This is a genomic window from Evansella vedderi (assembly GCF_030813435.1).
Taxonomy (GTDB): Bacteria; Bacillota; Bacilli; order Bacillales; family Salisediminibacteriaceae; genus Evansella; species Evansella vedderi.
This window is the reverse complement of the sequence record NZ_JAUSUG010000043.1, coordinates 1-13,109: the sequence shown is the minus strand read 5'-3', so window position 1 is coordinate 13,109 and position 13,109 is coordinate 1. Positions and strand designations below refer to the sequence as shown.

The 13,109-nt window shown below is 39.6% G+C and carries 10 protein-coding genes; 7 read left to right on the top strand and 3 right to left on the bottom strand.

All coding sequences use genetic code 11. The features are described 5' to 3' along the window. Nucleotides 1-860 precede the first annotated feature (860 nt). Both J2S74_RS26885 and J2S74_RS26880 read right to left on the bottom strand, forming a co-directional pair. Nucleotides 861-5,357 carry a glutamate synthase-related protein gene (locus J2S74_RS26885; protein ID WP_307332721.1) on the bottom strand — a complete coding sequence of 1,499 codons (4,497 nt, stop codon included), beginning with the start codon at nt 5,355-5,357 and terminating at the stop codon, nt 861-863. 309 nt (nt 5,358-5,666) lie between these two features. Further along, nucleotides 5,667-6,956: a glutamate-1-semialdehyde 2,1-aminomutase gene (locus J2S74_RS26880; RefSeq protein ID WP_307332718.1), complete on the bottom strand. Its 1,290-nt coding sequence runs from the start codon at nt 6,954-6,956 to the stop codon at nt 5,667-5,669. 185 nt (nt 6,957-7,141) lie between these two features. Between J2S74_RS26880 and J2S74_RS26875 the strand changes: the two genes are divergently transcribed. The 5 genes from J2S74_RS26875 (at nt 7,142) to bcp (ending at nt 10,946) form a co-directional block, all read left to right on the top strand. Further along, nucleotides 7,142-8,152 (top strand): ABC transporter ATP-binding protein, encoded by a 1,011-nt coding sequence (locus tag J2S74_RS26875; protein WP_307332715.1) that lies wholly within the window; start codon nt 7,142-7,144, stop codon nt 8,150-8,152. Continuing rightward, a complete protein-coding gene (locus J2S74_RS26870) occupies nt 8,145-8,945 on the top strand; it encodes an ABC transporter permease (RefSeq protein WP_307332713.1) in 801 nt (266 codons plus the stop codon). The genes J2S74_RS26875 and J2S74_RS26870 overlap by 8 nt, the downstream gene beginning before the upstream one ends. Before the next feature lie 4 nt (nt 8,946-8,949). Further along, complete coding sequence (locus J2S74_RS26865; protein ID WP_307332710.1) at nt 8,950-9,735, top strand: ABC transporter permease; 786 nt, start codon at nt 8,950-8,952, stop codon at nt 9,733-9,735. Between the two features lie 252 nt (nt 9,736-9,987). Beyond that, the gene (locus J2S74_RS26860; RefSeq protein ID WP_307332707.1) at nt 9,988-10,416 is read left to right on the top strand and encodes a potassium channel family protein; all 429 of its coding nucleotides are present in this window, start codon (nt 9,988-9,990) and stop codon (nt 10,414-10,416) included. A gap of 59 nt (nt 10,417-10,475) precedes the next feature. After that, nucleotides 10,476-10,946 (top strand): thioredoxin-dependent thiol peroxidase, encoded by a 471-nt coding sequence (gene bcp, locus J2S74_RS26855; protein WP_307332704.1) that lies wholly within the window; start codon nt 10,476-10,478, stop codon nt 10,944-10,946. A gap of 56 nt (nt 10,947-11,002) precedes the next feature. Here bcp and J2S74_RS26850 read toward each other — a convergent pair whose 3' ends face one another. Further along, nucleotides 11,003-11,791 (bottom strand): hypothetical protein, encoded by a 789-nt coding sequence (locus J2S74_RS26850; RefSeq protein WP_307332701.1) that lies wholly within the window; start codon nt 11,789-11,791, stop codon nt 11,003-11,005. 169 nt (nt 11,792-11,960) lie between these two features. Here J2S74_RS26850 and J2S74_RS26845 point away from each other — a divergent pair, with 169 nt between their 5' ends. Further along, complete coding sequence (locus tag J2S74_RS26845) at nt 11,961-12,401, top strand: hypothetical protein (protein ID WP_307332698.1); 441 nt, start codon at nt 11,961-11,963, stop codon at nt 12,399-12,401. Between the two features lie 390 nt (nt 12,402-12,791). Next, nucleotides 12,792-13,094, top strand: coding sequence for a cyclic-di-AMP receptor (locus J2S74_RS26840; RefSeq protein WP_307332695.1), 303 nt, complete (start codon nt 12,792-12,794; stop codon nt 13,092-13,094). The last annotated feature ends 15 nt before the right edge of the window (nt 13,095-13,109 follow it).

The following is a 13,109-nucleotide window of genomic DNA, read 5'->3' as shown; positions in this document are numbered from 1 at the left end:
GCTGATCACCATGCCCGCAGAGGCTCCAAGTAAAGTGACAAACTGTATGCACTACCTACCAAAAAAGCACTCAAAAAGCGTTTATGTTATATGTGAGCTTTAACAAGTTTATGTTCCTTAAAAGAATTGTTTAGTTTAGTGTTGACATACCAAACGCGAATTAGGATAGAAGAAAGAAATACGTGTTTCATGGAGCAATTATGAAACGCGAATTAGGAGGAAAGAAGGAAATACGTGTTTCATGGAGCGTTTATGAAACGCGAATTAGGAGAGAAGAAGGAAATACGTGTTTCATGGAGCGTTTATGAAACGCGAATAAGGAGGAAAGAAGGAAATACGCGTTTCAAAGAGCGTTTATGAAACGCGAAGGGAGAAGGAAGCAGGGAATACGCGTTTCATGGAGCGTTTATGAAACGCGAATTAGGATAGAAGAAAGAAATACGCGTTTCATGGAGCGTTTATGAAACGCGAATTAGGATAGAAGAAAGAAATACGCGTTTCATGGAGCGTTTATGAAACGCGAATTAGGAGAGAAGAAGGAAATACGCGTTTCATGGAGCGTTTATGAAACGCGAAGGGAGAAGGAAGCAAGGAATACGCGTTTCAAGGAGCGTTTATGAAACGCGAAGGGAGAGGAAAAAAGGTAGTTCGCGTTTCAAAGAGCGTTTATGAAACGCGAAGCGACAGGCAAGAAGAAAACTCGCGTTTCAAAGAACAGGCTAAGAAACGCGAAACGCGAAACGAGATAAAGTAGTTTAGTAACCCGTCCGTGATATAGAACCAGATCCACCGAAGCCCCCAATAAAAAAAGCCTGCAAGCTCAGAAAAGCTTGCAGGCTGCTTCAAATAAAAGATATTTCTTACTCCGTTGAAACAGATGGGTCTGCTTGTTGTTTTACTGGTACAATTTGCTTGAAGTTTGCTGCTGGGTCTGCTAATAGTCCTTCAATAACAGCTACTTCTTCCACCTGTCCTTGTTTTACTAACTCTTCTTTATAAAGAGTTAATAGTTCCACAACATCGGCTAATCCTTGCTCTGATAGGGACTCTAGGGCAACTTTTGCCCCTTTTGCAATTCGGCTCTTAAGTGCTTTTTCGTCTAAGCCCATTTTTTCATCATATCGCAAGTAAACTACTCCACCAGTCATACCGGCACAAATCCATGGACCTGGGTCTCCAAGAACTAACCCTCTACCATTCGTCATATACTCGAAGGCAAATCCTTTAAGGTTAGCATGAACCCCAATGTTATGACGGCGGCCAGGTACTAGTGGCTTTGTTAGTCTTCCGCCGAAGATCATATCTGCGCCAGATAAACGGATTCCTGCACGGGCATCGGCATTTCCTTGGATGATAAATAGACCTTTTTGTGCTCCATAGCCGGCACCTTTACCAACAGATCCATTGACAAACTGACCAGTGCGACCTTTTGATTTTAAGATCTTAAAGCTTCCACCGAAGGAAGTTTTACCAACACCGTCTTGTGCTCCACCATCGATATAAATATTAACGCCATCGCTGTTGTAAGCCCCAAGACCATTACCTAGGATAGATCCTTTTGTATAACGAAGATCAATTTCTGGTAATTGACGGTAGGAGCCATCTAATTTACCACGGACACGGTGTCCGGCAACACGGCTACCAATTACACGCTGCTCAGCAGTGATTGCTTCAAACTCACGGGAAGAGGTAAGCTCCGCTACATTGCTGTCTAAATAATGCTCAGCACCAACGGCAACGGCTAATTGCGTTTCTTCTTCCGCAACAACCTCAGCGGTTTCAATGTTGGTCACATCTTGTTCAGGCAACGTTGATAGCAATTCAGTTAAATCCATTAAATCTTTACCTTGAATCTGCTCTAGTAAATCAGCTCGACCTACTAAGTCCTGTGTACGTTTTACGCCAAGAGATGCAGTCAATGCTTGCAACTCTTTACCGAATGCACCAAATAGGTTCGTTAATCCTTGAACGGCTAAGTCAAACTCACGTGGAACGAAGCGGCGTAATCCGTGCTCCTTCGCTTGTGCTTCTGATTCAATTTGTGTAGCGATACCTACGTGACAAGTGTCTAAGTGACATCCACGACAAGCCGTACAACCTACAGCGATCATAGCCAACGTACCAAATCCAATTCGGTTTGCACCAAGTAGCATTAATTTCAATGCATCAAGGGCGCTCTTCACACCGCCGTCTGCCCAAATTTCTACTTTATGGCGAAGTCCAGCTTCTAATAATGCGAAGTGAGCTGCTTTTACACCAATTTCAGCAGGTAAACCAACGTGCTGTAATGCGTGTACACGTGCGGCACCAGTACCACCGTCGAAACCACTTAATGTAATGTAGTCAGCACCAGCTTTTGCAATACCTACTGCGATGGTTCCAATGTTAGGAACGATTGGTACCTTAACGGCAACTTTTGCCTTATCGTTTGCTGTTTTAATTTCTGTAATCATTTGTGCTAAATCTTCAATAGAGTAAATGTCATGGTTGTTCGAAGGTGAAATTAAATCTGAACCAGTTGTTGCGTTACGCGCTGCAGCAACCTTTTCCGTTACCTTCGATCCAGGTAAGTGACCACCTTCACCTGGTTTTGCCCCTTGACCAATCTTAATCTCAAGAAGATTGGAAGAGTTTAATAACTCAACGTTTACCCCGAAACGACCGGATGCAATTTGCTGTCCGCGAGTGTTTGGGTACTTTCCAAGCATATCCTTGATTTCTCCACCCTCACCGTTGAAGCTGATCATGTTCAGACGGTCAGCTGCTTCTGCGTATGCACGGAAGGCAGTTTCGTTCTGAGAACCGAAGGACATGGAGCTAATCATGAATGGAAGACTATGATTTTTAACACTTACATCAACGTCATCCGCCTTCAAATCAGAATCCACTTTCTTTAAATCTGCTAAATGACGGATACTGATAGGATTCTTAACTTCTTGCTCTGCTAATTTTTCACGATATTCCTCATATCCGGAACGTCCTGATGCTAAGTCACCAAGTGCTTTCCATAGACGTGGGAAGATATGGAATGTTTTTCCTGGACGTGCCTTTTCATTCGTATAATCCTCTTTACGGGCAATGCTGTCTTCTTTCATTTGTTCAAAATTATAGCTTAAGTCTTTTCCACCAAGGAAGTTAACGATATTTAAGACATTAGCAATGTCATCATTTAAACCAATGGAAGAGAATAGGCGACCGTATCCACGTAGCTCGTGAATACCGATAGTGGAAATGACCTTCTCTAGTCCTTTATTTAAGGCACCATATAATTTAGATGCTGGTTCTCCGTCACCATCAACGACAGTAGAGAACATGACATATGGATGAACGATGTCTGCACCTAGACCAAAAACTACAGCAATGTCATGTAGTGTTCTAATGCTTCCAGAACGGAGTACAAAGGATGCAGCTCGGCGTTTCTCTTCCTTTGTTAACCCTTGGTCCACAGAAGAAATAGCTAATAATGGATCAATCCAGTATTTATTATCTGTATGGGTACCATGGTCATCGAATACAAGGAAGGACTTTCCGTTGTCAATCGCTTCACTTGCCTCTGTATTTAAGCGCTCTAAAGCTTCTTCCACTGACTCGTTTTCATAGCGAACCATCGGTAAAATTTGGGCTTCTTCCGCTTCCTTATATAAAGCTAGTAAACTTTCATAAGAAGGCTGGCCATCATTATCTTCGATCGTTTTACCAGCAAGACCCTCAGCGATGACTGGAGACTCTAACTGAATCACTGTAGAGAGGTCCTCCTTGTTAAATAAAGCAGGTCTCTTACCAATGATTACTCGAGTAGAGAAGTGCTCCATTTCACGGTCACGGTCAATGGCTGGGTTTGTAACAACGGCTACACTTTCCTTAATGAAATCAGCAATATTTTTTCGAGTTGGATGTAATGCCGCTAGTGGGGCATCGTGGCCTAGGGAACGGATTGGCTCCACACCCTTTTCCGCCATTTGCTCGATTAATTGAATATGCTCACGATCCCATCCATTTGCTGAATATACGGATGGATTAACCGTTTGTTGGAATTGAATTGACTTTGCAGTTGGTACTAGTTTAGTAGATAAACGTTCACCAGCATTTTCGATGGATACACGATTAGACATACGGCCATAAACTTCTTCTTGAAGCTCATCGTGCCAATAGACTTCAATTGTTCCTGTATCCTCATTACGATATAAACCTACTTTTTCCCCAGGAGCTAAAGGCTTAGGTTCCGCTAAATAGTTATCGGAAGTGAAGATCCCTTGCTCAGAAGAGAAGCTGTAGCTTGTTTCTGTTTCTAGCATCCAAACCGGTCTAAGACCTAATGCATCTACACTAAATACGGCTTCCTTTCCGTAGCGGGAAATGATCCCTGCAGGCCCTTGGGCAAAATGCCCCCAAGCTTCACGGATATACGTGTATAAATCTTTTAAATGAGCCGGATAGTGTTTAATTTCATTCACAATCGGTGGGAAAAGGACTTCCATTGCTTCAAAAAGAGAAAGACCGTGTCTAGAAATAAAAGTATCTAGTACTCTATTTAAATCTTGAGAGTCACTTCCACCGTCAACTAATGGAACACCTAACATATTCGCTTCGTCACGAAGCTTCGCAATCGTATTGATTTCTCCGTTATGGCCAATAACACTAAATGGTTGTACACGGAAAAAATTCGATAGGGTGTTAGTAGAATATCGGTTATGACCTAATGTTGCTGTTGAAGCTACTAATGGATCTGCTAAATCATTGTAATATCTAGGAAGGATATCCCCAGCACCCATTACTTTATAAACAGCATGGTCATGACTTAAGGAAGCTACATGGATATCGGTGTTTTCTTCGATTTCTACTGTTAGTTCAAATAGAGTAGAAGCTAATGATTGATCAGCTGCTAATTCTTCACCAATAAGGGCCACTTGCCAAAATACTGGTTCACTTTTCTTGGCGATTGGACCAAGTGCTTCCCGATTTGTTTCCTCTGTACTTTCAAAAATAACGTTAAGACCTTTTGCAACAATCTTCTGACGTACTTCCTCTTGAGCTTTGCTTACATCAGAGGCTCGATCAATGAAGAAGTGACCGACAGTAAATGTCTCAGCATCTACATTAGAAGCGGGAACAGCTGCAGCTTCTAACTTCTTCTTCCAAAGGGTTTTAGGAACATCAATGTGAATCCCTACTCCGTCTCCCTCTTCATTGATAAAGCCAGCACGGTGATTCATTTTCACTAAAGCTTGAATCGTGTTGTCAATGTTTTCTTTCGTTGGGATATTTTCTTTTTCCACAAAAGAGACAATTCCGCAACTATCATGTTCTACCTTATTAGCGCCACGAAACGATTGAATTAACTTGTTTTGGTTTGTCATCAGATTACTCAACCTGACGTCACCTCCTAAAAAAGATTAAAATAAGTTATCTGCGGAAGAATATCTCACAACAAAAGGTGAGATTCATCCAAAATTGCAGAATTGTCAGAATTACTTATTACTTTAACACTTTTTTTATAAAAGATCAATTAATTATACAAAAAAACGGATATAACATACAATCCGTTTTCCATGAACAAAATTATGGAAGAATTAAAACGTTTATTTGTAAGCGGTTTCATAGGTACGTACAAGAAAATCTGGATAATTTGTTGAAATTACCCAGATTGAACAGTGTATATTTATGCATTAGCTCAAATATAAAAAAGTAGAGTCTACAGCTTCAATTGTTTTTTTAATGTCCTCTTCCGTGTGGGAAATAGTTAAAAACCATGCTTCATATTTAGATGGAGCCAAGTTCACTCCCCTTTTTAACATTTCCTTAAAAAATTTAGAAAACATTTCTCCATCGGAGTTTTCTGCATGTTTATAATTATTTACCCTATTTACACCGAAGTAAACTGTTAAAGCCCCTTTTAGGCGATTGATGGTAATTGGAATACCGTGTTTTTCAGCAGAATTCGTAATTCCTTCCTCTAGCTTTTTGCCCAAATCATCCAGTCTTTCATAAAGACCTTCTTCCTTTAATACCTCTAAGCAGGCAATACCGGCTCTAATGGATGCAGGGTTTCCAGCCATGGTTCCTGCTTGGTAAGCTGGTCCAAGTGGAGCTACTTGCTCCATGATTTCCTTTTTCCCACCATAAGCCCCGATTGGGAGACCGCCTCCAATGATTTTTCCCAGGGCAGTAATGTCTGGCTCCACCCCAAGGAGGTTCTGTGCGCCGCCGTACATGAAACGGAAAGCTGTGATCACTTCATCGTAGATTACTAAAGCGCCAGCACCATGGGCAATTTCATTCACCTTTTCTAAGAACCCCTCTTCTGGCATGACAATTCCGAAATTGCCTACGATAGGCTCCACTAATACGCCGGCAACGTCTTCACCCCAATGGTCCATCGCTTCTTGAAAGCTATCAATGTCATTAAATGGGACGGTAATCACTTCTTTTGCGATGCTAGTTGGGATCCCTGCTGAGTCTGGGTTTCCGAGGGTGGACGGTCCTGAACCGGCAGCCACTAAGACAAGATCCGAGTGACCGTGGTAGCAGCCTTCAAATTTAATAATTTTATCTCTACCCGTATAGGCACGAGCTACCCGAATGGTGGTCATAACTGCTTCTGTTCCGGAGTTAACGAAACGTATTTTTTCCATAGACGGTATGGCCTCTTGAATCATGGAAGCAAATTGATTCTCATATACCGTTGGGGTTCCGTATAGAACACCGTCTTCGGCAGCATCTTGAATGGCTTTCGTAATATGTGTATGAGCATGTCCTGTAATAATGGGACCATAAGCTGCTAGGTAATCTATGTATTGATTGCCATCCACATCCCAGAAATAGGCACCCTTTCCTTTCTTCATAAAAACAGGTGTACCGCCTCCGACACCTTTGTAGGATCTGGAAGGACTGTTAACTCCACCTACAATTAATTCTTGCGCTTCTTTATATAATTTTTCTGATGTTGAAAAATTCATAAGTTTTTCCTCCTTAAATTGAACATCCTTGAACATTGTACCACGAACAGATAGGACAAGAAATTCGTATAGTTTTGATTCCTGTCCTCGATACTACATGAATAGGGAGGAGGGATTTGCTTGCTTGAACTCTACCTTTCCTTTAGGTAAACTAGTAAAGTTAAATAGGAAGGGGGAGCTTTGGTGTGAATGTCATCGAAGTGAACAAGTTAAGAAAAGAATTTAAATCATATTCTAGTAGATCAGGATTAAAAGGGGCTTTCCGTGATCTATTTACAAGAAATTATAAAGTATTACGTGCTGTAGACGATATTTCTTTGCAAATTAAGGAAGGGGAAATGGTGGGCTACATTGGAGAGAATGGTGCTGGAAAATCCACTACCATTAAAATGCTCACCGGTATATTAACCCCAACTGCGGGGGAAGTGCGCGTAAATGGAATGGATCCCCATAGGGAAAGGGAAAAGTTCGTTCGCACGATTGGTGTGGTCTTCGGTCAGCGCTCTCAGCTATGGTGGGATATCGCTGTGCAAGAATCCTTTCGGTTATTGAAGAAGGTTTATAAGGTTTCCGATGAAGATTACAACACCCATATGAAGGAAGTTATTGAAACACTGGAAATTGAGCCGTTGTTAGATAAACCTGTTCGTAAGCTGTCTCTAGGTCAACGAATGCGTTGTGAGTTAGCAGCAGCACTCATACACAATCCACCATTGTTATTTTTGGATGAACCAACAATCGGATTAGATGTTTTGGTGAAAATGAAAATACGAGCCTTTTTAAAGGAAATAAATAAAAAGTATAAGACGACAATCCTTTTAACAACTCATGATTTAGCGGACATTGAAGCCCTCTGCGATCGAGTTGTTCTATTAGATGAAGGAAAAATTATTTATGATGGTAGACTAGATGAACTCCAAAAGAACTGGGTGGAAGGAAAGCAGGTACATTTTGAATTTCAGGAGTTAGTGGAAGTGTCTTCCCTTGAGGAGTTGAGCAAAGACTTTGATGTGAAATGGCGACCTGGTGAGAGGAAAAACCAATGGGTGGCAACGGTGGAAGGGGATGACGACGCCGTCTCAAGACTGATGAGCCAAGTAATGCTGAAGCATGCCATATCTGATGTGAAGATAAATCAAGTGTCCACCGAAGAAATCATTAGAAATATATACGAAGAAGGGATCATTCATGGCTAATTTATCTATGTACGGAGAAATGATCCGAATTCGCTTTCTAATGATGCTTGCGTATCGGACCAATTATTACAGCGGAATTCTAATCTATTCTATTAATATAGGAGCCTACTACTTCCTTTGGCAGGCCATATATGGGTCACAAGAAACATTAGGTGGACTCAGTGTAATGCAGATGACCACTTATGTGGCCATTGCTTGGATGGCGCGGGCATTTTATTTTAATAATATTGACCGGGAAATTGCCCAAGAAATACAAGAGGGGAAAGTGGCCATTGAAATGATTCGTCCATACCATTACCTTGCGGTGAAAACGATGCAAGGACTGGGAGAAGGGTTATTTCGATTATTATTCTTCTCGGTTCCAGGAATGTTTATTATCTGGCTGGCGTTTCCTATCGACTTTTCTAATAGTTTAAATGTGTGGGCATTATTCTTTATCTCTATTATATTTAGTTTTATCGTCAATACCCAAATAAATTTAATTACGGGAATTTTAACCTTTTTCCTTCTATATAATACAGGGCTTATCCGGGCAAAAAGAGTAGTGATTGATCTGTTCTCAGGATTACTCTTACCCATTTCCTTTTATCCTATTTGGGCCCAGGACATTATGATGTTCTTACCGTTTCAAGCCATAAGCTATATTCCTTCTATGATATTTACAGAAGGTTTTACAGGAGCAGAAGTTTATTCTGCCTTAGGAATACAGTTATTTTGGGCATTATTTTTAATTATTCCTATCCAATTCTTATGGGTTATTGCTAAAAAACAATTGATTATACAAGGGGGTTAGGAGAATGTTCTACCTTTCGATCTTTTTTCAATATGCAGCACAATATTTAAAGACTAGGATGACCTACAGGGGGGATCTCGTTGTAGAAATATTCTCCGACCTTCTTTTCCAAGCAGTTAATTTAATTTTTATCCTCGTTGTATTTGGTCATACGGCGTTATTGGCAGGTTGGAGCAGAGAGGAAATTATTTTTATATACGGATTCTTTCTAGTGCCTTACGCTATTTTCTCCGCATTCTTTAATATATGGGATTTCAATGATCGCTATATTGTAAAAGGAGAAATGGATCGTGTGTTGACCCGACCGATTCATAGTTTGTTTCAAATTATTATTGAACGAATGGAATTAGAGTCCTTGTTTGGTGTTATCACTGGTCTTGCAATTATGTTTTATGCTGGTTCACAGTTAGGATTGGAGCTTAGCTGGTATGACCCATTCGTATTTATTCTAATGGTCATAGGTGGTGCTTTTATCTATGCTGGTATTTTTATTTGTTTAGCAAGTATCAGCTTTTGGTCCGATAGTAAAACGGATATCATGCCTATGATGTATAATATAGGAAACTATGGACGTTATCCTGTGGATATTTACAATAATGTCATCCGTTTCGTATTAACCTGGATCCTGCCATTTGCCTTTGTGGGGGTATATCCTGCTGCATTTTTCCTTGGCCGTACAGAATGGTATACCTATGCCTTCCTCACACCAGTGATGGGAGTTGTTTTCCTTTCTATTGCTTATTTTCTTTGGAATGCAGGTGTGAAGAGGTATCGTGGAGCGGGGAATTAATTAAATTGGATACGCTACAGGCGGACGCTTTTCCGTTTCTCCATTTTTAAAGCAAACAGTGATGGTATTTGCTCCGCTCGTCGCTCGCCCACTACGAGAAAACCACTCGTAGTGGGCTTTAAAAAGATTGCGACGGCTGCGCAAATACTTAGAGGGAGTCTTAAAAGGTTAAAACCATACCTTTTAAGACTCCCTCTAATGTTCTTGTCCTAAAATGCTTTGTCTGTTCATATGGTAGAGAGAGGTGGTTGGATGAAGATCCTCTTTTTGCTTTTTATTGTAGCGATGGCTATACTTGGGATATTTATGAGCCTGTACCTTCTGTTGATTAATCAACCGGAAGAGGGCAGGAGAATATCTTTACGTCGTTTTATTGTTTTAATATTAGTGTATGCGACCGTTATGAGTGGGTTTGGCCTTCTCTATTTAGGACTAGAGCTAATGGGGATTCCTGTACTTGTGGAAGGGGACAGATTAGAATATGAATCGTTTTTTCATTTAGTGGAGGATGTGATGTATTTTAGTGCCGTAACATTACTAACGGTAGGGTACGGAGACATTACCCCGCAGGGAATAGGTCGGTGGATAGCAATGATTCAGGCCCTAATTGGCTACCTCCTGCCTGCAGCTTTTGTGGTTACTTCTGTTTTTTACAGGGAAAGACTGCCACAACGTTTGTAGCTAGTCCAAATTTTGGTTATCCTTATTATAGATTGATAATAAGGAGGCATCGTTAAAAAATGAGTATAGAAGTTGGTCAACAAGTCCCTGATTTTAAATTGAAGGTTAATGATGGTAAAGAAGTGAGTTTAACGGACTATCGTGGGAAATATATTGTACTCTATTTTTACCCAAAGGACATGACACCAGGTTGTACAACGGAAGCATGTGACTTCCGGGATCATCATGAGAGTTTCAAGGATGTAAATGCAGTCATTCTTGGAGTTAGTCCAGATCCTGTGGAGAGACACGAGAAATTTATTAGTAAACATGATTTACCATTCGAACTAATTGCGGATGAAAACAATGAGTTATCGGAAGTATTTGGTGTGTGGAAATTAAAGAAGAACTTCGGAAAAGAATATATGGGTATTGAGCGTTCTACCTTTATCATTGACCCAGATGGTAAGCTTATGAAAGAGTGGCGAAAAGTAAAAGTGAAGGGCCATGTGGAGGAAGCATTAGAATATTTACGAGAAGAAGGGAAGTAAAAAAGGACGGATAGACCGTCCTTTTTTTGATTATCACGGGAAGCCTTAAGACATCCTTATTCGTTTTGGGTTTTTAGATCTTCAAAAAATAAGAATATTTCCTCTGAATCTGTGGTTTCCTTGACGAGTCCTTTGTCACTTAATAATAGGAAATAAGGGTATTCTTCCATATCTAAGGTGACTTCTGGAAAAGCGGGAGAATCTGCAGCTTGGAACCATGACTGGATATTTATTTCATGTGTTCGTTCATGAAAAAGTTTTTGTTCCAGTTCCATAAATGTATCCCAAGCTTGTTCTGAGTCCTCTTCAAACACGGAAATTAATATATATTCGTTTTCCCTATAGGGTGAATACATAGTGATAAACTCTCTTTTTGATAGATTATAAATTCTAACTTCTTCTGCCTTGTAGATAGGGAATAATGCGTGATTATACAAAGCATATTCCTTACGATTCGAGCTGATCCTTTCCAATGGCGTGGTCAATGTGGCGACAATTTTATTTCCATGGCTTAAAATGGGAGGCCTACTATAATCTATAGGAAGGAGTTCGATTTTTTCATCAGAATCTCCCAAGTAGACTTCTGTTTCTTCCGTGATGATGAGTCGATATGCCTCCATTTCGTAATCTTGGGGGACAGGTTCCCAATAGCTAAACTTCATTGAAGAACCAAAAATGTTATCCTCCACAAAAACATTTAACATTAATTCTGTTGGATTTGAGTAAAAACCGTAGCCCGCAAACCTTCCTTCTAATTGATAGACCTCATCTCCGTTATCCGTAGAGCACCCTATTAAAATAGACAGCAGTATACTCATACAAACCCATACTTTGGAGTTTCTCATTATTATTCTCCTAAATTTAATTTTTCTCTTATGTAAAATATTAACATGCTATTTAACAGTTTTGAAGAAAGGTAAAAAAATAAATATTTGATAATCCATCCCTCACCGGATTTTGGTAAAATAATAGAATAGATTTACATTTTTATCTAGCAGAACTGGAGTGAATATATTGAAGCAATTCTTTCCCTTTATCCTAATTGCAGGTATTGTAGGTGCTGCAATGTTTTTTCTCAGTGATAACTATGAGGAGGAACGTTTTGATCCCTATTATTCTTTCGAAGAGAGATCCATGTATTGGGAGTACACCGTCTTTTTAGAAGACGTGTCTGAAGAAGTTCCAGAAATCGGCGTGCGTTTACATTTCATAAATGAAAATAAAAAAAGGGATATAAATGCTTTGGAGTTTTTTGTTGAAACGGATTATGGTGGGTTTTATTATCAAGACTTGGACATTAATGATTTTAATGGAGAAATTATATATACAGAGCCGTGTGATTTTTGTTTGTCTAATGGAAGGTTAAATGTTTATGGGAACATCTATATTAATTGGAGGGAAAATGACGAGATATATTCCGATTGGCTACATTTTCACTTAAGGTATGATAATTAAAAGTCGCCGCCTTTTACTCCTTCGAGTATATTCATAAAAATTAATCCAAAAAGAACCTTAAATAAAAGGGAATGGTGACAAGTGTCCAATCCAGATTTTAATTTATACATATATATGTTAGGGAAAGGTGACATAAGCGATCCCTCTTTTATTGATCTGGTGCTCTCTGTATGCAGCGAGGTAAATTAATACCTCGCTTTTTTTCGTTAACATCTTACATGATATAAAAATAATGTTAAAATAAATCAAAGGAAATTAAATCTTTATCACGAACAAAGTATAATTAAGACACGTAAAATAATATTGTCTCAAAGTTTATACCCATTTAATAAAACTGAAATTTCAGAAAAAATGGTTAGACTTCTTTATCTTGGAGAGGAGGAGTAAATAATGAAACTGATGATTTGTGTAGTGCATGACAGGTATGCTGATGCATTGGAAGATCGATTAAAGAAAAAAGGCTATCGTATGACAGAACTCGCTAGTTCCGGTGGATTCTTAAGAAAAGGAAATACGACATTTCTATTTGGGGTTAATGATACAGATCTTAAATTGTTAAAAGAGGAAATGAAGGAGATTTGTTTAGGGGTGGAAAAGAAAAAAGGTAAATTAAAGGATGGGCAAAGCCGTTACACCTCCTTCGTAATAGACGTAAAGGATAGTTTACCAATACTCTCTTCACTAAATAAATAAATGGAAAAATTATAT

Excerpts from the sequence above, each read along its gene's own strand:
- J2S74_RS26885 (WP_307332721.1), bottom strand. The coding sequence starts at position 5,357 with ATGACAAACCAAAACAAGTTAATTCAATCGTTTCGTGGCGCTAATAAG.
- J2S74_RS26880 (WP_307332718.1), bottom strand. The coding sequence starts at position 6,956 with ATGAATTTTTCAACATCAGAAAAATTATATAAAGAAGCGCAAGAATTA.
- J2S74_RS26870 (WP_307332713.1), top strand. The coding sequence starts at position 8,145 with ATGGCTAATTTATCTATGTACGGAGAAATGATCCGAATTCGCTTTCTA.
- J2S74_RS26865 (WP_307332710.1), top strand. The coding sequence starts at position 8,950 with ATGTTCTACCTTTCGATCTTTTTTCAATATGCAGCACAATATTTAAAG.
- J2S74_RS26860 (WP_307332707.1), top strand. The coding sequence starts at position 9,988 with ATGAAGATCCTCTTTTTGCTTTTTATTGTAGCGATGGCTATACTTGGG.
- bcp (WP_307332704.1), top strand. The coding sequence starts at position 10,476 with ATGAGTATAGAAGTTGGTCAACAAGTCCCTGATTTTAAATTGAAGGTT.
- J2S74_RS26850 (WP_307332701.1), bottom strand. The coding sequence starts at position 11,791 with ATGAGAAACTCCAAAGTATGGGTTTGTATGAGTATACTGCTGTCTATT.
- J2S74_RS26840 (WP_307332695.1), top strand. The coding sequence starts at position 12,792 with ATGAAACTGATGATTTGTGTAGTGCATGACAGGTATGCTGATGCATTG.